This window comes from Aeromonas sp. R7-1, assembly GCF_040908115.1.
Taxonomy (GTDB): domain Bacteria; phylum Pseudomonadota; class Gammaproteobacteria; order Enterobacterales; family Aeromonadaceae; genus Aeromonas; species Aeromonas caviae.
This window is the reverse complement of record NZ_JBFODD010000060.1, coordinates 1-20,251: the sequence shown is the minus strand read 5'-3', so window position 1 is coordinate 20,251 and position 20,251 is coordinate 1. Positions and strand designations below refer to the sequence as shown.

Genomic DNA, 20,251 nt, shown 5'->3' with positions numbered 1-20,251 from the left:
GCAATCAGGGTAACAACCATCTTGATGTTGTCGCCCGGCATGACCATCTCTACGCCTTCCGGCAGTTCGATGGTACCGGTCACGTCGGTAGTACGGAAGTAGAACTGCGGACGGTAGCCCTTGAAGAACGGAGTGTGACGACCACCTTCTTCTTTGGACAGCACGTACACTTCGGATTCGAACTTGGTGTGCGGCTTGATGGTGCCCGGCTTGGCCAGTACCTGACCACGCTCTACGTCTTCACGCTTCACGCCACGCAGCAGTGCACCAACGTTCTCACCAGCACGACCTTCGTCCAGCAGTTTGCGGAACATTTCAACGCCAGTACAGGTGGTCTTGGTGGTATCTTTGATACCAACGATTTCCACTTCTTCACCAACCTTGACGATACCGCGCTCTACACGACCGGTAACTACGGTACCACGGCCTGCGATGGAGAAGACGTCTTCGATAGGCATCAGGAACGGCTGGTCGATGGCACGCTCCGGCTCCGGAATGTAGGTGTCCAGGTGGCCAGCCAGTTCCAGGATCTTCTCTTCCCACTGAGCTTCGCCTTCCAGCGCTTTCAGTGCGGAACCACGTACTACCGGCAGGTCATCACCCGGGAAGTCGTACTCGGACAGCAGTTCGCGAACTTCCATCTCGACCAGTTCCAGCAGCTCTTCGTCATCTACCATGTCGCACTTGTTCATGAACACGATGATGTACGGAACGCCTACCTGACGACCCAGCAGGATGTGCTCACGAGTTTGCGGCATCGGGCCGTCAGTCGCTGCTACTACCAGGATTGCGCCGTCCATCTGGGCAGCACCGGTGATCATGTTTTTAACGTAGTCGGCGTGACCCGGGCAATCTACGTGGGCATAGTGGCGGGTTGCAGTGTCGTATTCTACGTGGGAGGTGTTGATGGTGATACCACGCTCACGCTCTTCCGGTGCCTTGTCGATCTGGTCGAAGGCGAAAGCTTTACCACCGAAGTGCTTGGCCAGCACGTTGGTGATGGCGGCGGTCAGGGTGGTTTTACCGTGGTCAACGTGGCCGATGGTGCCGACGTTTACGTGCGGTTTATTACGCTCAAATTTTTCTTTAGACACGACGTAGTCCTTCTAGGTTAAACCCGCCTACCGTCGTAGGCGGGGAATCTTAAATTACTTGGATTTGCGCTCTTCGATCACGGCCTGGGCGACGTTGGTCGGGGCATCGTGATACTTGGCGAATTCCATGGCGTAGGAAGCACGACCCTGGGTAGCAGAACGCAGGGAGGTGGCGTAACCGAACATTTCGGCCAGCGGCACCAGCGCACGTACGATCTTGCCGGACGGGCCATCTTCCATGCCTTCGATCAGGCCGCGACGACGGTTCAGGTCACCGATCACGTCGCCCATGTAGTCTTCCGGAGTCTCGACTTCGACCTTCATGATCGGCTCGAGCAGTACCGGGTTGGCCTTCATGAAGCCAGCCTTGAACGCCAGAGAAGCAGCGATCTTGAACGCCAGTTCGGAAGAGTCGACATCGTGGTAGGAACCGAAGTGCAGACGCACACCCAGATCCATTACCGGATAGCCTGCCAGCGGGCCGGACTTCAGCTGCTCGCGGATACCCTTGTCAACACCCGGGATGAATTCGCCCGGAATCACGCCACCCTTGATGTCGTTGACGAATTCGTAGGCTTTGCCTTCTTCCAGCGGGTACATGTCGATAACGACGTGACCGTACTGACCACGACCACCGGACTGCTTGGCATGCTTGCCTTCGATGTCCTTGACGGTGTTGCGGATGGTTTCACGGTAGGCAACCTGCGGCTTACCTACGTTGGCTTCTACCTTGAACTCGCGACGCATACGGTCAACGATGATGTCCAGGTGCAGCTCACCCATACCGGCGATGATGGTTTGACCAGATTCTTCGTCGGTCCATACGCGGAAGGACGGATCTTCCTGAGCCAGACGGCCCAGAGCCAGACCCATCTTCTCCTGGTCAGCCTTGGATTTCGGCTCAACGGCGATGGAGATTACCGGCTCCGGGAATTCCATACGCTCCAGGATGATCGGTGCGCTTTCGTCACACAGGGTATCACCGGTGGTGACGTCCTTCAGGCCGATGGCAGCAGCGATGTCGCCTGCGCGAACTTCTTTGATCTCTTCACGCTTGTTGGCATGCATCTGAACGATACGGCCGAAACGCTCGCGCTTCTCTTTAACGGAGTTCAGCACGGAGTCACCGGAGTTGACCACACCGGAGTAAACACGGAAGAAGGTCAAGTTGCCCACGAACGGGTCGGTAGCAATCTTGAATGCCAGAGCAGAGAACGGCTCGTCATCGGAAGCGTGACGCTCGTCCTTGGTCTCGCCATCCAGCTTCAGACCGTCGATAGCAGCAACGTCGGTCGGAGCCGGCAGGTACTCGACCACGGCATCCAGCATGGCCTGTACGCCCTTGTTCTTGAACGCGGAGCCACAGGTAACCAGGATGATTTCGTTGTTCAGAACACGCTGACGCAGAGCTTTCTTGATCTCTTCTTCAGTCAGTTCTTCACCACCCAGGTATTTTTCCATCAGGTCTTCAGACGCTTCAGCAGCGGCTTCAACCAGGTTCATGCGCATTTCTTGCGCCTGTTCCAGCAGCTCGGCCGGGACGTCTTCGTAGTCGAAGGATACGCCCTGGTCAGCTTCGCTCCAGTTGATGGCTTTCATCTTGACCAGGTCGATAACGCCCTTGAAGTTCTCTTCGGAACCGATGTTCAGTTGCAGAGGAACCGGGTTACCTTTCAGACGGGTCTTGATGTGCTCAACGCAGCGCAGGAAGTTAGCACCGGTACGGTCCATCTTGTTGACGAACGCGATACGGGGAACCTTGTACTTGTTAGCCTGACGCCATACGGTTTCAGACTGGGGCTGTACGCCACCTACGGCACAGTACACCATCACGGCGCCATCCAGAACACGCATGGAACGCTCTACTTCGATAGTAAAGTCAACGTGGCCCGGGGTATCGATGATGTTGATACGGTGCGGTTGGAACTGTTTACCCATACCGGACCAGAAAGCGGTGGTCGCGGCGGAGGTGATGGTGATACCACGCTCTTGTTCCTGTTCCATCCAGTCCATGGTGGCGGCGCCATCGTGAACTTCACCGATCTTGTGACTTACACCGGTGTAAAACAGAACGCGCTCGGTAGTAGTAGTCTTACCGGCGTCGATGTGAGCGGAGATACCGATATTACGATAACGCTCAATGGGGGTTGTACGAGCCATTGTCATCCTCTTACTAGGGCGCTTGTCCCCAGATAATTAAAGGTGCGCAGAGTCATAAGACCCTGCGCAAGCGGATTACCAGCGGAAGTGAGCGAAGGCCTTGTTCGCTTCAGCCATACGGTGAACGTCTTCACGTTTCTTGACAGACGAACCCTTATTGTCAGCGGCATCCAGCAGCTCGCCAGCCAAACGCTGAGCCATTGATTTTTCACCACGTTTACGAGCGGCATCAACCAACCAGCGCATTGCCAGAGCATTGCGACGTACCGGACGAACTTCTACCGGCACCTGATAGGTTGCACCACCGACGCGACGAGATTTAACCTCGACCGCCGGACGAATGTTGTCCAGAGCGACTTCGAACAGGGCCAGGTGCTCTTTGCCAGATTTGGTGGCAATGATGTCCAGGGCGCCATAAACGATGGCTTCTGCAACAGATTTCTTACCGTCAACCATTACTACGTTGACAAATTTAGCCAGCAGCTCAGATCCGAACTTGGGATCCGGCAGGATTTTACGCTGACCAACAACACGACGTCTTGGCATTTCAAATTCTCCGTAACTTCAGGGGTTACCCAAAACTAGAAAGTTATCTAACTAGAAACGAATTAACGTTTGGCCTTACTTAACGGAGAACCATTAAGCTTTCGGACGCTTCACGCCGTACTTGGAGCGAGCCTGCTTACGGTCTTTAACACCGGCACAGTCCAACGCACCACGAACGGTGTGATAACGAACACCTGGCAAGTCTTTTACACGACCGCCACGGATCAGAACAACAGAGTGCTCTTGCAGGTTGTGACCTTCACCACCGATGTAGGAGGTGACTTCGAAGCCGTTGGTCAGACGTACACGGCATACTTTACGCAGTGCAGAGTTAGGCTTCTTCGGGGTGGTGGTGTATACACGGGTGCATACGCCACGCTTCTGAGGGCACGCTTCCAGCGCCGGCACGTTGCTTTTCACAACGAGCTTGATGCGTGGCTTGCGAACCAACTGGTTAATAGTTGCCATCAAAAGGCTCCTGATAATGACTTCATAAACGTGTGAAAAATCCTCCCCGCAGATACGGGGACGCGAAATTTTATGCCCTGTTGTCTGGGGAGTCAAGATTTATACAATTTGCACACCGAAATGGCAAATGACAGTCGAATGACATTATGTTAAGCAACTGAGATAAAAAGGAAAAACAAGCCTAACCGCCCCAGGTCTGCGGTGATCCGTGCTCGACGATCAACCTGATCAAACCCGGCATATCGAGTTCCATCCCGATCCCGGATGACAAGCCTCTCGCTTGCAGGTCTTCCTTCATGACGTACAGGGGGACGTCTGCCAAGCGCTCGCACCACCCGGGGGCAGCCGCCGCCATCACGGCATCCTGCATCAACACCACCAGATCCCCTTCCATGCGGTAACGCAACGCCAACTCGAGATCCTGGCTCATGAAGGGAGAGTTCAATATCAGCTGTATCACGGGCACCTCAGAAGCAGATGTGGGTGGTGAAACCCGCCCAGCTACGGCGAATTTCCGCAGGAGAGAGCGGAATCACTGGGATTAGCAGATCCGCCGCCGTCAGTCCTCGCTCAGCCAGTGACACCGCACAGACATAGATCTCTTCGATGTCATACAGTTCCAGCATCTTGAAGGTCGGAGCGTAGTGACGCTGCAATATGGCGTGTGGTGATTGCTCCCTCACCAGTTGCATCACGCCATCCCCCACCAGAAAGAGTGCCAAGGACTCCGTCAATGCAGAGGTGGCCAGCAGAGCATCCAGCCCCTCCCGACCACTCGCCGAACCATGGGGACCACGCCGTGAGATAAACGCTATTCTGGTCATTTTGTCCCCCTAGAACTGAACGAAGCGATCAGCGGTCAGTGCGGCTTCCGCCAACTGACCGAGCCCGCTCAGGCAGAATGGCGCTTCCAGATTGAAATGCTCCCGTCCCATTCCCTTGGCCTCCTGCTCATCCAGCACGCCACGGCGCATGGCCGCAGCCACACACACATCGATGCGGATACCCTGCTGGATGGCCAACTCGCGCCACAGTGCCACCAGGTCGGTCTCATCGCTGGCTGGCGCATGGAGGCCATTGGCATTGCACACCCCCTCCTGATAGAAGAAGAGGTGGGACAAGCGGTGTCCCTGCTCGACCAGACTCAGGGCAAAACGATAGGCCGTGCTGGCCGTCTGGGTGCCATAGGCGGGCCCGGTGACCAGCAGAGCAAAATTCAGACTCATGATCGCACTCCTGCACAGCGGTGCATCCATTCTACCTCACAGACGCAAAAGCCCCTCCTGGGAGGGGCTTTTCCAATGAAACAGGCTCAGACGTAAGCGATGGCTTCGACTTCGACCAGTACATCCTTGGGCAGACGAGCAACTTCCACGCAGGAACGTGCCGGGGCGGACTCGCCAAAGTAGCGGGCATACACCTGGTTGAAGGCCACAAAGTTGTTCATGTCACTCAGGAAGCAGGTGGTCTTCAGCACCTTGCTGGTATCGGCCCCTGCGGCTTTCAAGACGGCAACCAGATTCTTCATCACCTGCTCTGCCTGAGCCTCGATGCCACCGGCAACGATGTCCATGGTGGCCGGATCGAGCGGGATCTGCCCGGAGGTAAAGACCAGCTCACCCAGCTTGGTAGCCTGGACATAAGGGCCAATTGCGGCAGGCGCCTTGTCGGTTGCAATCACTTCTTTAGCCATTGTTATCTATCCCCTATCTATGGCGCTTACTCGCTCTCTTCTTCACCCTGCTTGCGCTGTCGGATGTAGAGATACACGGTATGTTTGGAAATATTCAGCTTGTCGGCGACCAGGTTGATCGAGTCCTTGATATCAAATATGCCCTTCTCGAACAACTGGGTCACGATAAAACGGTTCTTGGCATTGTTGGCCACGGAGGGATCACGATTGATCTCGTCGATGGTGTTGTCCACCGTCTGGGCAACCAGCTCTTCGACGCTGTTGGCGAAGGTCTCCGGTGATTGCCGCTCCACCTGCTGTGGTGTCGGGAAGAATTCGGCCACGAACTCGTGGAAAGGCGCATTGATGTGCAAATTGATGCAGATAAGGCCGATCACCTGCTTGTCGCGGTTACGGATGGCGATGGTGCTCGACTTCATCAAGGCACCGGTCCGACTGCGGGCAAAATAACTCTGGGTGTGATCCTGACCCGTGCTCTCGATGTCCTTGAGCATCCGCAGGGCGAGATCGGTGATCGGCGCCCCCAGAGTTCGACCCGTATTGAAACCATTCGCGATTTGGATCACGGACTCATGCAGATTTTCCAGGGAGTGGAGCACCACCTCGCAGTGCTTGCCGAACAGATCGGCCAGGCCTTCGATAAGGCCCCCATATGAACGCAACAGCTCCCTGTCTTCGTCTGTAAAAGCGCGACCGCTCAGTTGCTCTTCGGGAAGCAGTACTTCCTCGATACCGACAGCCATGTTCTACCCCTGTAATACCCATTCAACTTTCCCGAGTTTTCAGTTGCGACGGGGCAATGTCAACTTTTTTTGATTTTTTGCTCTATAACCTTGCACTGGATCATCCCCCTGCCCCAGCCCAGTGCATGCTGGGCGCCGGATGGGAAATAAAAAAAGGGCCCCTAGAAGGGGCCCTTTTCGATCACTGCAGCGGAAGATTACTCTTCGTCAAAACTGCCGGCTGCGTTGAGCAGATCCGCCAGGTTTTGCTGAGCTTCATCGGCAGTCACCTGCGGCACACCGACAGCACGGGCTGCGGCGGCACGCTGGTTGATGCGGCTGTGGTGGTAGGCAAAGCCGGTACCAGCCGGGATCAGACGACCCACGATCACGTTCTCTTTCAGGCCGCGCAGTTCATCACGCTTGCCACCAACGGCTGCTTCGGTCAGCACGCGGGTGGTCTCCTGGAAGGAAGCCGCGGAGATGAAGGACTCGGTGCTCAGAGATGCCTTGGTAATACCCATCAGGATATGACGGTAGGTAGCCGGGGTCTTCCCTTCGGCAACCAGTTTACGGTTGGCAATCTTCACACGGGCCACTTCAACCTGTTCACCTTCGATCAGGTCGGTGTCGCCAGCGCTCAGGATCTCGCACTTGCGAAGCATCTGACGCACGATGACTTCGATGTGCTTGTCGTTGATCTTAACGCCTTGCAGACGGTAAACGTCCTGCACTTCGTTGGCGATGTAGTTGGCGACCGGGCTGATACCGCGCAGACGCAGGATGTCATGAGCAGACTCGGGACCGTCCGCCAGCACTTCACCCTTCTCAACTTTTTCACCTTCGAACACGTTGAGGTGACGCCATTTCGGAATCATCTCTTCGTAGATCTCGCCACCATCGGTCGGGGTGATGACCAGACGGCGTTTGCCCTTGGTCTCTTTCCCGAAGGAGATGGTACCGGAGATCTCGGCCAGGATGGCCGGCTCTTTCGGCTGACGTGCTTCGAACAGATCCGCAACGCGCGGCAGACCACCGGTGATGTCCTTGGTACCGCTGGACTCTTGCGGGATACGCGCAACCGCGTCACCCACGCCCACGTTGGCACCATCTTCCAGGTTCACGATCGCCTTGCCCGGCAGGAAGTACTGGGCGGGAACGTCGGTGCCCGGGATCATCACATCCTTGCCGTTCAGATCGACCAGTTTCACGGTCGGACGCATCTCTTTACCGGCGCTCGGACGCTCGTTGACATCCAGCACGACGATGGAAGAGAGACCGGTCAGCTCGTCGGTCTGACGAGTGATGGTCACACCGTCGATCATGTGTTCGAAGTGCAGGCGACCCGCCACTTCGGTGATGATCGGGTGAGTGTGCGGGTCCCAGTTCGCGACGGTATCACCGGCGTTCACCGCTTCGCCATCCTTCACTTCCAGCACGGAACCGTAAGGCAGCTTGTGGCTTTCCTTGGTACGGCCCATCTCGTCCATGATGGTCAGCTCGGTAGAACGGGAGGTGATAACCAGCTTGTCAGAGTTGTTCAGAACGAACTTGGCGTTCTGCAACTTGATGCTACCGGTGTTCTTCACCTGGATGCTGCTCTCGGCAGCCGCTCGGGATGCGGCACCACCGATGTGGAAGGTACGCATCGTCAGCTGGGTACCTGGTTCACCGATGGACTGAGCAGCGATAACACCGACAGCCTCACCCTTGTTCACCAGGTGACCACGGGCCAGATCACGGCCGTAGCAGTGAGCACAGTTACCGAAGTCGGTCTCACAGGTGATGGCAGAACGCACCTTCACGCGGTCGACGGAGTTGCGCTCCAGCAGGTCACACAGCTGCTCGTCGAGCAGGGTGTTGCGCGCTACCAGCACTTCATCCTCGGTACCCGGCTTGATCACGTCTTCGGCCACCACACGACCCAGCACGCGCTCACGCAGCGGCTCGACCACGTCGCCACCCTCGATCAGCGGAGTCATCCACAGACCGTCGGTAGTGCCGCAATCGTCCTCGGTGATCACCATGTCCTGGGCCACGTCAACCAGACGACGGGTCAGGTAACCGGAGTTCGCTGTCTTCAGTGCGGTATCCGCCAGACCTTTACGAGCACCGTGAGTGGAGATGAAGTACTGCAGTACGTTCAGACCTTCACGGAAGTTCGCCACGATCGGCGTTTCGATGATGGAGCCATCCGGCTTCGCCATCAGGCCACGCATACCGGCCAGCTGACGGATCTGGGCGGCGGAACCCCGCGCACCAGAGTCGGCCATCATGAAGATGCTGTTGAAGGAGGCTTGCTCTTCCTCATCGCCCAGGGAGTTGACGTTACGCTCCTTGGAAAGGTTGTCCATCATGGCCTTGGAGACGCGATCGTTCGCGCTGGCCCAGATATCGATAACCTTGTTGTAGCGTTCGCCCGCGGTCACCAGACCGGACAGGAACTGGTCCTGGATCTCGGCGACTTCGGCTTCTGCAGCAGCGATGATGTCTTTCTTGGCATCCGGGATGACCATGTCATCGATACCAACAGAGGCACCGGACAGGGCCGCGTAGTGGAAACCGGTATACATCAGCTGGTCAGCGAAGATGACGGTATCCTTCAGGCCCTGCTTGCGATAGCAGGTGTTCAGCAGACGGGAGATGAGCTTTTTGCCCAGCGCCTTGTTGGAGACGCACTTGATCCAGTTCTGCGGGTTGGCGTCCAGGTCAGCCTGCTCTGCAGCAGTCAGTACCTTGGGCTCGTCAATCAGCGCGTACTCCATGCCTTTGGGCAGGATCAGGCTCAGGATCGCACGACCAACGGTGGTGTTCTTCATCTCGGTCTTGGCAACCAGCTCACCGGCTTCGTTCTTCACGTACTCGGTGATGCGGCACTTGACGCGAGCATGCAGGTCGGCCAGGCCGGCACGGTAGACCTTCTCGGCCTCTTTCGGGCCGGACAGCACCATACCTTCACCCTTCGCATTGATGCGGGCGCGGGTCATGTAGTACAGACCCAAGACCACGTCCTGGGAAGGAACGATGATCGGCTCACCGGAGGCAGGCGACAGGATGTTGTTGGTGGACATCATCAGGGCACGCGCTTCCAGCTGGGCTTCCAGGGTCAGCGGTACGTGGACCGCCATCTGGTCACCGTCGAAGTCCGCGTTATAGGCGGCACAGACGAGCGGGTGCAGCTGGATGGCCTTGCCTTCGATCAGGGTCGGTTCAAACGCCTGGATACCCAGACGGTGCAGGGTCGGCGCACGGTTCAGCAGAACCGGGTGTTCGCGGATCACTTCGTCCAGGATGTCCCAGACGACGGCTTCTTCGCGCTCCACCATCTTCTTGGCGGCCTTGATCGTGGTCGCCAGACCGCGGGATTCCAGCTTGCCGTAGATGAAGGGCTTGAACAGCTCAAGTGCCATCTTCTTCGGCAGACCGCACTGATGCAGACGCAGGGTCGGACCTACGGTGATAACGGAACGACCAGAGTAGTCGACACGCTTACCCAGCAGGTTCTGACGGAAACGACCTTGCTTACCCTTGATCATGTCGGCCAGGGATTTCAGCGGGCGCTTGTTGGAACCGGTGATGGCACGACCACGACGGCCGTTGTCCAGCAGGGCATCCACGGACTCTTGCAGCATGCGCTTTTCGTTGCGCACGATGATGTCCGGCGCAGCCAGATCCAGCAGACGCTTCAAGCGGTTGTTACGGTTGATCACGCGACGGTACAGATCGTTCAGATCGGAGGTCGCGAAACGACCGCCGTCCAGCGGTACCAGCGGACGCAGGTCCGGCGGCAGCACGGGCAGCACAGTCATGATCATCCACTCCGGCTTGTTGCCGGACTGCAGGAAGGCTTCCATCAGCTTCAGACGCTTGGTGGTCTTCTTGCGCTTGGTCTCGGAGTTGGTCTGATCCAGCTCCTCACGCATGGCTTTGACTTCGCCTTCCAGATCGATGGCGCGCAGCAGAGCCAGAATGGCCTCGGCACCCATCTTGGCGTCGAATTCGTCGCCCCACTCTTCCAGTGCGTCCAGATAGTTCTCTTCGGAGAGCATCTGGCTGCGCTCGAGGTTGGTCATGCCGGGTTCGATCACTACATAGGATTCGAAATACAGCACGCGCTCGATGTCACGCAGGGTCATGTCCAGCAGCAGACCGATACGGGACGGCAGGGACTTCAGGAACCAGATGTGGGCAGTCGGGCTGGCCAGCTCGATGTGGCCCATGCGCTCACGACGGACCTTGGTCTGGGTCACTTCTACACCGCACTTCTCGCAGATCACACCACGGTGTTTCAGGCGCTTGTACTTGCCGCACAGACACTCGTAGTCCTTCACCGGTCCGAAGATACGGGCGCAGAACAGACCATCACGCTCCGGCTTGAAAGTCCGGTAGTTGATGGTCTCAGGCTTTTTGACCTCACCGAATGACCAGGAGCGGATCATGTCAGGAGAGGCCAGACCGATCTTGATACTGTCAAACTCTTCGGTCTTGGTCTGAGCCTTCAAAAACTTGAGTAAGTCTTTCACGTGTTTCCCCTGTCAGGAGTCTAACCTCGGCGCCCCGGCTGCCGAAACAGCGGGGCGCCCACGTCAATTCTCGAACAATAAGAGCGAGCTCTTACTCTTCGTCCAGCTCGATGTTGATACCCAGAGAGCGGATTTCCTTCAGCAATACGTTGAAGGATTCGGGCATGCCCGGCTCCATACGGTGGTCGCCATCCACGATGTTCTTGTACATCTTGGTACGGCCGTTCACATCGTCAGACTTGACGGTCAGCATTTCCTGCAGGGTATATGCCGCACCGTAAGCCTCCAGGGCCCACACTTCCATCTCACCGAACCGCTGACCACCGAACTGCGCCTTACCACCCAGCGGCTGCTGGGTAACCAGGCTGTAGGAACCGGTAGAACGCGCGTGCATCTTGTCGTCTACCAGGTGGTTCAGCTTCAGCATGTACATGTAACCCACGGTGACCTTGCGCTCGAAGGCGTTACCGGTACGACCGTCGAACAGGGAGATCTGACCGGATTCCGGCAGATCGGCCAGCTTCAGCAAGGCTTTGATTTCGCGCTCTTTGGCACCATCAAAGACAGGTGTTGCCACCGGCAGACCCTTACGCAGGTTACCCACCAGGGTACGCACGTCGTCGTCAGACAGTTCGGCAATGTTCACTTGCTGGGAGTCCTTCTCGCCCAGGTCATAGACCTGTTGCAGGAACTCGCGCATCTCGTGCAGCTCGCGCTGCTCTTTGATCATGCGGTCGATCTTCTCGCCGATGCCCTTGGCCGCGAGGCCCAGGTGCACTTCGAGGATCTGACCGATGTTCATACGAGACGGTACACCCAGCGGGTTCAGTACGATGTCGACCGGACGGCCGTACTCGTCATGGGGCATATCCTCGACCGGACAGATCTTGGAGATAACACCCTTGTTACCGTGACGGCCCGCCATCTTGTCACCCGGCTGGATGCGACGCTTGACGGCCAGATAGACCTTGACGATCTTCAGTACGCCCGGCGCCAGGTCATCGCCCTGGATGATCTTGCGACGCTTGTTCTCGAATTTCTTGTCGAACTCGGCCTTCAGCTCAACGTGCTGTTCAGCGATCTGCTCCAGCTCGATTTGCTTGGCTTCATCTTCGATGGCCAGCTCAAACCACTTGGAACGATCGAGCTTGTTCAGACGATCTTCGCTGTAACCGGCGGCCAGCAGCAGGTTGCGGGAACGGCCGAAAATGCCGTCTTCCAGGATCTTGAACTCTTCGGTCAAGTCCTTCTTCGCTTCCTTCAACTGCATCTCTTCGATTTCTTTGGCGCGCTTGTCTTTTTCCACGCCATCGCGGGTAAAGACCTGCACGTCAACCACGGTACCGTACACACCGTTCGGTACACGCAGGGAGGAGTCCTTCACGTCGGACGCCTTCTCACCGAAGATGGCGCGCAGCAGCTTCTCTTCCGGGGTCAGCTGGGTTTCACCTTTCGGAGTCACCTTGCCGACCAGAATGTCGCCGCCCTTCACTTCGGCACCCACGTAGACGATACCGGACTCGTCCAGCTTGGACAGAGCGGCTTCACCCACGTTCGGGATGTCAGCAGTGATCTCTTCCGGACCCAGCTTGGTGTCACGGGAGATACAGGCCAGTTCCTGGATGTGAATGGTGGTCAGGCGATCTTCCTGAACAACACGCTCGTTCACCAGGATCGAGTCTTCGAAGTTGTAACCGTTCCACGGCATGAACGCGACGCGCAGGTTCTGACCCAGCGCCAGTTCACCGAGATCGGTGGACGGGCCGTCAGCCAGTACGTCGCCAGCCATCACCGGCTCACCCAACATCACGCACGGACGCTGGTTGATACAGGTGTTCTGGTTGGAACGGGTGTATTTGGTCAGGCTGTAGATGTCGATGCCGGCTTCGCCAGGCAGCAGCTCATCTTCGTTGACCTTGATAACGATACGGGAGGCATCGACATAGTCGATCATGCCGCCACGCTTGGCCACTACGGTCACACCGGAGTCAACGGCCACTGCGCGTTCCATACCGGTACCAACCAGCGGCTTGTCGGCGCGCAGGGTCGGTACAGCCTGACGTTGCATGTTTGAACCCATCAATGCGCGGTTCGCGTCATCGTGTTCCAGGAACGGGATCAGGGCCGCTGCCACAGAGACGATCTGTTGCGGGCTCACGTCCATGTACTGGATCTGGTCGGCGTTCATAAAGGTGGACTCACCTTTGTGACGGCACGGGATCAATTCATCTTTCAGACGGCCATCTTCGGTGGTCGCGGCGTTGGCCTGTGCGATCACGTACTTGCCTTCTTCAATCGCAGACAGGTAATCCACTTCGTCGGTGATCACACCGTCGATCACCTTGCGGTACGGGGTCTCGAGGAAACCGTACTCGTTGGTGCGGGAATACACGGACAGCGAGTTGATCAGACCGATGTTCGGACCTTCCGGCGTTTCGATGGGGCACAGACGACCGTAGTGGGTCGGGTGTACGTCTCGAACTTCGAAACCGGCACGCTCACGGGTCAAACCGCCCGGGCCCAGCGCGGAGATACGGCGCTTGTGGGTCACTTCGGACAGCGGGTTGTTCTGGTCCATGAACTGGGACAGCTGGCTGGAACCGAAGAACTCTTTGACCGCGGCGGAGATCGGCTTGGCGTTGATCAGATCCTGCGGCATCAGGGTGTCCAGATCGCCCAGAGACAGGCGCTCCTTCACCGCACGCTCGACACGGACCAGACCGACACGGAACTGGTTCTCGGCCATTTCACCGACGGAACGAATACGACGGTTACCAAGGTGGTCGATATCGTCCACTTCGTCGTTACCGTTACGGATGTCGATCAGGCGCTTCATGACCTCGACGATATCGTCCTTGGTCAGCACGCCAACGCCAGTCTCGTCTTCACGACCCAAACGGCGGTTGAACTTCATCCGACCTACGGTAGACAGGTCGTAACGCTCGGAAGAGAAGAACAGGTTCTCGAACAGCTGCTCGGCCGCTTCGCGAGTGGGCGGCTCGCCCGGACGCATCATGCGATAGATCTCGACCAGGGCTTCCAGGCGGCTGGAGCTGGAGTCGATACGCAGGGTCTCGGACATGTAGGCACCGTGATCCAGTTCGTTGGTGAACAGAACCTCGAAGTGCTTGAAGCCGGCTTGGGACAGGTTGGCAACCGCTTCCAGGCTCAGCGCCTGGTTGGCAGTGACAACCATCTCACCAGTCTGCGGGTGCGCGTAGTTCTTGGCTGCAACTTTGCCAACAACATACTCTACCGGCACCTCGATCTGGGTGATGCCGTCTTTTTCCAGCTGACGGATGTGACGGGCAGTGACACGACGACCGGTTTCAACCACCACGGCGCCATTGGCAATGATGTCGAAGGTCGCGGTCTCGCCACGCAGGCGCTCGGGCACCAGATCCATCATCAACTTGCCATCCTTGACTTCGAAACCGATGGTCTCGAAGAAGGTGGCCAGGATTTCTTCGGAACTGAAGTCCAGGGCGCGCAGAATAATGGAGGCTGGCAGTTTGCGACGACGGTCGATACGGACAAACAGGTTGTCTTTCGCATCGAACTCGAAGTCCAGCCAGGAGCCACGGTAGGGGATAACGCGAGCGTTATAAAGCACCTTACCGGATGAATGTGTTTTGCCTTTATCGTGGTCGAAGAAGACCCCCGGGCTGCGGTGCAGCTGGGAGACGATGACCCGCTCGGTACCATTGATGACAAAGGTGCCGTTCTCGGTCATGAGCGGAATTTCGCCCATGTAAACTTCTTGTTCCTTGATGTCTTTGACGGTGCCGGCAGCTGCTTCACGGTCGTACAGAACCATACGAAGCTTGACACGCAGCGGCGCGGAGTAGGTCACTCCACGGATCTGGCATTCTTTTACGTCAAATACCGGCTCACCCAGGCGATAGCTGACATACTGAAGCTCAGCACTACCGGAGTAACTGGTGATCGGGAAAACGCTACGGAAGGCGGCTTCTAGGCCGTACTCACCTTCCGGGTCAGCCTCGATGAACTGCTTGAAGGAGTCCAGCTGAATGGACAACAGATAAGGCGTGTCCAGTACCTGGTCTCGCTTACCGAAGTCCTTACGTATGCGTTTTTTTTCGGTATAAGAGTAAACCATAGGGTTCCTCAGCTCGCTGATAAGTGACCCACTCTGTCCCCACGGGACAGCTCTGTCTCAACACCGTTTTGTGTTGGCCCGGACGATGAGGCGGTCCGGATTGCTGGTGCACCGAGAGTCGTGAACGGTGTGAAATACTCTCAGTCTACAGCGCAAAAAGGCTGGTGAATAAAGATTCACCAGCCTTAGCCTGTTTTATCAGGCTAATCTACATAAATGCAGATTATTTGATCTCAACAGAAGCACCGGCAGCTTCCAGCTCTTTCTTCAGAGCTTCAGCTTCGTCCTTGGACACGGCTTCTTTCAGATTGGTCGGAGCAGCTTCTACCAGGTCCTTGGCTTCTTTCAGGCCCAGACCGGTAGCGCCACGAACGGCCTTGATGACGGCAACTTTGTTGGCGCCAGCAGCAGTCAGAACTACGTCGAACTCGGTCTTCTCTTCTACTGCTTCAGCAGCAGCCGGGCCAGCCATGACGGCAGCAGCGGCAGAAACACCGAACTTCTCTTCCATAGCTTCGATCAGCTCAACAACTTCCATTACGGACATGGAAGCAACGGCTTCGATGATTTGGTCTTTAGTGATAGACATGACAAAAATTCCTGATGTTGAATAAACTCAAACAGCCTAGATAGGCGAGAATCAAGCAGCAGCTTGTTTCTGGTCGCGAACAGCAGCGATAGTACGAACCAGCTTGCCAGCAGAGGCTTCCTTCATGGTAGCCATCAACTTCGCAATTGCTTCTTCGTAAGTCGGCAGCGTGGCCAGACGATCAATTTGTGCTGCGGCGATAAACTCACCGTTAAAAGCGCCAGCCTTGATTTCGAACTTTTGGTTCGCTTTGGCAAACTCTTTGAACAGACGAGCGGCAGCGCCCGGGTGTTCGTTGGAGAAAGCAATCAAGGTAGGACCGGTAAATGCGTCGTTCAGGCACTCGTATTCGGTACCTTCTACCGCGCGACGCAGCAGGGTGTTACGCACAACGCGCATATACACACCAGCTTCACGAGCGGTCTTACGCAGGACGGTCATCTTCTCTACAGTGACGCCGCGAGAATCGGCTACAACTGCAGAAAGAGCGCCTTTGGCAGCTTCGTTGACTTCAGCAACAATTGCCTTTTTGTCTTCGAGTCCCAATGCCATTGGCTTAACTCCTGGATTGAATCCGGGTCTATTGACCCAGTACTGACACATCCCCCCTACCTTTACAACAGAGGGGAACGATGCGGTAGCAGGATTCCAGAAGAGAAAGAATCTTTCTCGCTGGGTTTCCGGCACCGTCTACGCAGGAAACATTAAGGCTTTGCAGCCTCCTGCGGTCTTGGACGGAGGTCGAAACCCCCAACCAATCAAGGCGCAAAATTATAGATTAAATTTTGCGCCTTGTAAAACCCATCAATTAGGCCTGAGCTTCCAGAGAAGCTTGGTCTACGGCAACACCGGCACCCATGGTGGTGGAGATGCTGACTTTCTTGATGAATACACCCTTGGCGGAGGACGGCTTGGCCTTCTTCAAGGCAACCAGCAGAGCTTCCAGGTTCTCTTTCAACTGAACTTCGTTGAAGGAAACTTTGCCCAGGGTGGTGTGAATGATACCGTTCTTGTCGTTACGGTAACGAACCTGACCAGCCTTGGCGTTCTTGACGGCTTCGGCTACGTTCGGAGTGACGGTACCCACTTTCGGGTTCGGCATCAGACCGCGCGGGCCCAGGATTTGACCCAGTTGACCAACAACACGCATGGCATCCGGGGATGCGATGACGACGTCGAAGTTCATCTCGCCTTTCTTGACCAGCTCGGCCAGGTCGTCCATACCAACCAGTTCAGCACCGGCAGCCTTGGCGGCTTCGGCATTGGCACCCTGGGTGAACACGGCGACACGGATGTCACGACCGGTACCGTGCGGCAGTACAGTTGCACCACGTACGTTCTGGTCGGATTTACGAGCATCGATACCCAGGTTAACGGCAACGTCAACGCTTTCAACGAACTTGGCGGTAGCCAGTTCTTTCAGCAGGGCAATGGCTTCGTTGATGGAGTACTCTTTGGTACCGTCAACTTTTTCGCGAATAACGCGCATACGCTTGGACAGTTTAGCCATTGTCTTACTCCTCCACTACCAGGCCCATGGAACGAGCGGAACCGGCGATGCAACGTACTTTTGCATCCAGATCGGCACCAGTCATATCCGGCTCTTTGGTCTTGGCGATTTCTTGCAGCTGAGCCACAGTCACCTTACCAACCTTGTCTTTGTTCGGCTTGGCGGAACCAGACTGGATACCAGCGGCTTTCTTCAGCAGGAAGGAAGCGGGCGGAGTCTTGGTTTCGAAGGTGAAGGAACGGTCGCTGTAAACGGTGATCACGACCGGAGTCGGAGAACCTTTTTCCAGCTTTTCTGTACGAGCGTTGAATGCCTTACAGAATTCCATGATGTTCACACCGTGCTGACCCAGAGCAGGACCAACGGGAGGGCTGGGGTTAGCACTGCCAGCCTTAACTTGCAGCTTGATATAAGCTGTGACTTTCTTAGCCATTACAATAATACCTCAAAAATGGGTTCTAACGCCTCGGAGACATGCTCCTGCAAACGGCTCCCCAACAAATAAAGGGGCAGCGAATTATAGAGATAATCGCTGCCCCTGACAACCGTTAAACGTACAGAGATTAATCAGCCTTTTTCGACCTGACCAAAATCCAGTTCTACCGGCGTTGAGCGGCCGAAGATCAGTACGGAGACCTTCACGCGGCTCTTTTCGTAGTCCACCTCTTCAACGGTACCGTTGAAGTCGGCGAACGGACCATCGGCAACCCGGACCATCTCACCCGGTTCAAACAGGGTTTTCGGACGCGGCTTGTCGTGGGCATCTTGCAGACGATTGAGGATGGCATCCGCTTCTTTATCGGAGATAGGAGCAGGGCGATCGGAGGTACCGCCGATGAAACCCATTACACGTGGTACATTGCGTACCAAGTGCCATGTGGTTTCATCCATCACCATCTGGACCAGGACGTATCCCGGGAAAAATTTGCGCTCACTCTTGCGCTTCTGGCCAGCACGCATCTCGACCACTTCTTCGGTCGGGACCAGCACTTCACCAAACAGCTCTTCCATGCCATGCATCTTGATATGTTCACGCAGGGATTTGGCAACACGGCCTTCGTAGCCGGAAAATGCCTGCACGACATACCATCTCATACGCTGTTCACGTTGTTCAGTCATGGCTTATCCTTACACACCGGTAATCAGGTTGACCAACCAGACCAAGGCGCCGTCCAACACGAACAGCAGCAGCCCCATCACGGCAGTCACCGCCAGCACAATCAGGGTTGTCTGAATGGCTTCCTGACGGGTCGGCCATACGACCTTGCGGACTTCCAGGCGAGACTCACGGGCAAACGCCAGTGTTGCCTTGCCCTTGGTGGTTTGCAGGGCCACTGCACCGGCAGCAGCGATGACAACGACCACACCCAGGGCGCGGACGGCAGCAATAACGTCGCTCAGCAGGTAATTGCCCACTACAGCGGCCGCCAGGATGATGAAAACCAGGCCCCAAAGCAGGGTATCCTTGCTTCCGCCCTGACCCTCAGAACTAACACTCATACAACCCACCTGTATCTGACGTAACCAAAGACACAAAAGCCCCGTACGAGACGAGGTATATGGCAGGGGCGGCAGGACTCGAACCCGCAACCATCGGTTTTGGAGACCGCTGTTCTACCAATTCGAACTACGCCCCTGCATAAGAAAGCCCCTATTATAGGGGCTTTGCTTTATTTATGTAAGCCAAGATTAAGCGATAACTTTGGCTACAACACCAGCACCTACGGTACGGCCACCTTCACGGATGGCGAAACGCAGGCCGTCGTCCATCGCGATCGGCGCAATCAGGGTAACAACCATCTTGATGTTGTCGCCCGGCATGACCATCTCTACGCCTTCCGGCAGTTCGATGGTACCGGTCACGTCGGTAGTACGGAAGTAGAACTGCGGACGGTAGCCCTTGAAGAACGGAGTGTGACGACCACCTTCTTCTTTGGACAGCACGTACACTTCGGATTCGAACTTGGTGTGCGGCTTGATGGTGCCCGGCTTGGCCAGTACCTGACCACGCTCTACGTCTTCACGCTTCACGCCACGCAGCAGTGCACCAACGTTCTCACCAGCACGACCTTCGTCCAGCAGTTTGCGGAACATTTCAACGCCAGTACAGGTGGTCTTGGTGGTATCTTTGATACCAACGATTTCCACTTCTTCACCAACCTTGACGATACCGCGCTCTACACGACCGGTAACTACGGTACCACGGCCTGCGATGGAGAAGACGTCTTCGATAGGCATCAGGAACGGCTGGTCGATGGCACGCTCCGGCTCCGGAATGTAGGTGTCCAGGTGGCCAGCCAGTTCCAGGATCTTCTCTTCCCACTGAGCTTCGCCTTCCAGCGCTTTCAGTGCGGAACCACGTACTACCGGCAGGTCATCACCCGGGAAGTCGTACTCGGACAGCAGTTCGCGAACTTCCATCTCGACCAGTTCCAGCAGCTCTTCGTCATCTACCATGTCGCACTTGTTCATGAACACGATGATGTACGGAACGCCTACCTGACGACCCAGCAGGATGTGCTCACGAGTTTGCGGCATCGGGCCGTCAGTCGCTGCTACTACCAGGATTGCGCCGTCCATCTGGGCAGCACCGGTGATCATGTTTTTAACGTAGTCGGCGTGACCCGGGCAATCTACGTGGGCATAGTGGCGGGTTGCAGTGTCGTATTCTACGTGGGAGGTGTTGATGGTGATACCACGCTCACGCTCTTCCGGTGCCTTGTCGATCTGGTCGAAGGCGAAAGCTTTACCACCGAAGTGCTTGGCCAGCACGTTGGTGATGGCGGCGGTCAGGGTGGTTTTACCGTGGTCAACGTGGCCGATGGT

The 20,251-nt window shown here is 56.4% G+C and carries 18 protein-coding genes and 1 tRNA gene; all 19 read right to left on the bottom strand.

The annotated features are described in order from the left end of the window. A partial coding sequence (gene tuf, locus AB5Y51_RS18080) for an elongation factor Tu (RefSeq protein ID WP_005306258.1) occupies positions 1-1,094 on the bottom strand: 1,094 nt, incomplete at its 3' end. Positions 1,095-1,148: 54 nt separating this feature from the next. Then, a complete protein-coding gene (fusA, locus tag AB5Y51_RS18075) occupies positions 1,149-3,254 on the bottom strand; it encodes an elongation factor G (protein WP_010675948.1) in 2,106 nt (701 codons plus the stop codon). Between the two features lie 75 nt (positions 3,255-3,329). Then, positions 3,330-3,800, bottom strand: coding sequence for a 30S ribosomal protein S7 (gene rpsG, locus AB5Y51_RS18070; protein WP_010675949.1), 471 nt, complete (start codon positions 3,798-3,800; stop codon positions 3,330-3,332). Between the two features lie 93 nt (positions 3,801-3,893). Continuing rightward, entirely contained in the window at positions 3,894-4,268 is a 375-nt protein-coding gene (gene rpsL / locus AB5Y51_RS18065) for a 30S ribosomal protein S12 (protein WP_005306278.1), read from the bottom strand. Positions 4,269-4,449: 181 nt separating this feature from the next. Further along, complete coding sequence (tusB, locus tag AB5Y51_RS18060; RefSeq protein ID WP_029314859.1) at positions 4,450-4,728, bottom strand: sulfurtransferase complex subunit TusB; 279 nt, start codon at positions 4,726-4,728, stop codon at positions 4,450-4,452. Positions 4,729-4,735: 7 nt separating this feature from the next. Next, complete coding sequence (gene tusC / locus AB5Y51_RS18055) at positions 4,736-5,092, bottom strand: sulfurtransferase complex subunit TusC (RefSeq protein WP_029314860.1); 357 nt, start codon at positions 5,090-5,092, stop codon at positions 4,736-4,738. Between the two features lie 9 nt (positions 5,093-5,101). After that, positions 5,102-5,494, bottom strand: coding sequence for a sulfurtransferase complex subunit TusD (gene tusD / locus AB5Y51_RS18050; RefSeq protein ID WP_010675952.1), 393 nt, complete (start codon positions 5,492-5,494; stop codon positions 5,102-5,104). Positions 5,495-5,580: 86 nt separating this feature from the next. After that, positions 5,581-5,961 (bottom strand): RidA family protein, encoded by a 381-nt coding sequence (locus tag AB5Y51_RS18045; RefSeq protein ID WP_010675953.1) that lies wholly within the window; start codon positions 5,959-5,961, stop codon positions 5,581-5,583. 26 nt (positions 5,962-5,987) lie between these two features. Then, a complete protein-coding gene (locus AB5Y51_RS18040) occupies positions 5,988-6,704 on the bottom strand; it encodes a transcriptional regulator (RefSeq protein ID WP_010675954.1) in 717 nt (238 codons plus the stop codon). A gap of 197 nt (positions 6,705-6,901) precedes the next feature. After that, positions 6,902-11,206, bottom strand: coding sequence for a DNA-directed RNA polymerase subunit beta' (gene rpoC / locus AB5Y51_RS18035; RefSeq protein ID WP_010675955.1), 4,305 nt, complete (start codon positions 11,204-11,206; stop codon positions 6,902-6,904). A 91-nt stretch (positions 11,207-11,297) separates the two neighbouring features. After that, on the bottom strand, positions 11,298-15,326 hold the full coding sequence (gene rpoB, locus AB5Y51_RS18030; RefSeq protein WP_010675956.1) for a DNA-directed RNA polymerase subunit beta: 4,029 nt from the start codon (positions 15,324-15,326) through the stop codon (positions 11,298-11,300). 223 nt (positions 15,327-15,549) lie between these two features. Further along, the gene (rplL, locus tag AB5Y51_RS18025) at positions 15,550-15,915 is read right to left on the bottom strand and encodes a 50S ribosomal protein L7/L12 (protein WP_010675957.1); all 366 of its coding nucleotides are present in this window, start codon (positions 15,913-15,915) and stop codon (positions 15,550-15,552) included. A 51-nt stretch (positions 15,916-15,966) separates the two neighbouring features. Continuing rightward, positions 15,967-16,467 carry a 50S ribosomal protein L10 gene (gene rplJ, locus AB5Y51_RS18020; protein ID WP_042016252.1) on the bottom strand — a complete coding sequence of 167 codons (501 nt, stop codon included), beginning with the start codon at positions 16,465-16,467 and terminating at the stop codon, positions 15,967-15,969. A 256-nt stretch (positions 16,468-16,723) separates the two neighbouring features. Next, positions 16,724-17,425, bottom strand: a complete 702-nt coding sequence (rplA, locus tag AB5Y51_RS18015; protein WP_010675958.1) for a 50S ribosomal protein L1 — start codon at positions 17,423-17,425, stop codon at positions 16,724-16,726. A gap of 4 nt (positions 17,426-17,429) precedes the next feature. Then, positions 17,430-17,858 carry a 50S ribosomal protein L11 gene (gene rplK, locus AB5Y51_RS18010; protein ID WP_005306313.1) on the bottom strand — a complete coding sequence of 143 codons (429 nt, stop codon included), beginning with the start codon at positions 17,856-17,858 and terminating at the stop codon, positions 17,430-17,432. Positions 17,859-17,992: 134 nt separating this feature from the next. Further along, entirely contained in the window at positions 17,993-18,544 is a 552-nt protein-coding gene (nusG, locus tag AB5Y51_RS18005) for a transcription termination/antitermination protein NusG (protein WP_010675959.1), read from the bottom strand. A gap of 9 nt (positions 18,545-18,553) precedes the next feature. Beyond that, a complete protein-coding gene (gene secE / locus AB5Y51_RS18000) occupies positions 18,554-18,925 on the bottom strand; it encodes a preprotein translocase subunit SecE (protein ID WP_010675960.1) in 372 nt (123 codons plus the stop codon). 60 nt (positions 18,926-18,985) lie between these two features. Beyond that, a tRNA-Trp gene (locus tag AB5Y51_RS17995) sits at positions 18,986-19,062 on the bottom strand. 52 nt (positions 19,063-19,114) lie between these two features. Continuing rightward, on the bottom strand, positions 19,115-20,251 hold a 1,137-nt coding region (gene tuf / locus AB5Y51_RS17990; protein WP_017788708.1), incomplete at its 5' end, for an elongation factor Tu.

Excerpts from the sequence above, each read along its gene's own strand:
- rpsG (WP_010675949.1), bottom strand. The coding sequence starts at position 3,800 with ATGCCAAGACGTCGTGTTGTTGGTCAGCGTAAAATCCTGCCGGATCCC.
- fusA (WP_010675948.1), bottom strand. The coding sequence starts at position 3,254 with ATGGCTCGTACAACCCCCATTGAGCGTTATCGTAATATCGGTATCTCC.
- tusC (WP_029314860.1), bottom strand. The coding sequence starts at position 5,092 with ATGACCAGAATAGCGTTTATCTCACGGCGTGGTCCCCATGGTTCGGCG.
- secE (WP_010675960.1), bottom strand. The coding sequence starts at position 18,925 with ATGAGTGTTAGTTCTGAGGGTCAGGGCGGAAGCAAGGATACCCTGCTT.
- tusD (WP_010675952.1), bottom strand. The coding sequence starts at position 5,494 with ATGAGTCTGAATTTTGCTCTGCTGGTCACCGGGCCCGCCTATGGCACC.
- rplA (WP_010675958.1), bottom strand. The coding sequence starts at position 17,425 with ATGGCTAAACTGTCCAAGCGTATGCGCGTTATTCGCGAAAAAGTTGAC.
- AB5Y51_RS18045 (WP_010675953.1), bottom strand. The coding sequence starts at position 5,961 with ATGGCTAAAGAAGTGATTGCAACCGACAAGGCGCCTGCCGCAATTGGC.
- AB5Y51_RS18040 (WP_010675954.1), bottom strand. The coding sequence starts at position 6,704 with ATGGCTGTCGGTATCGAGGAAGTACTGCTTCCCGAAGAGCAACTGAGC.
- rpoB (WP_010675956.1), bottom strand. The coding sequence starts at position 15,326 with ATGGTTTACTCTTATACCGAAAAAAAACGCATACGTAAGGACTTCGGT.
- rplK (WP_005306313.1), bottom strand. The coding sequence starts at position 17,858 with ATGGCTAAGAAAGTCACAGCTTATATCAAGCTGCAAGTTAAGGCTGGC.
- rpsL (WP_005306278.1), bottom strand. The coding sequence starts at position 4,268 with ATGGCAACTATTAACCAGTTGGTTCGCAAGCCACGCATCAAGCTCGTT.
- rplJ (WP_042016252.1), bottom strand. The coding sequence starts at position 16,467 with ATGGCATTGGGACTCGAAGACAAAAAGGCAATTGTTGCTGAAGTCAAC.
- rplL (WP_010675957.1), bottom strand. The coding sequence starts at position 15,915 with ATGTCTATCACTAAAGACCAAATCATCGAAGCCGTTGCTTCCATGTCC.
- nusG (WP_010675959.1), bottom strand. The coding sequence starts at position 18,544 with ATGACTGAACAACGTGAACAGCGTATGAGATGGTATGTCGTGCAGGCA.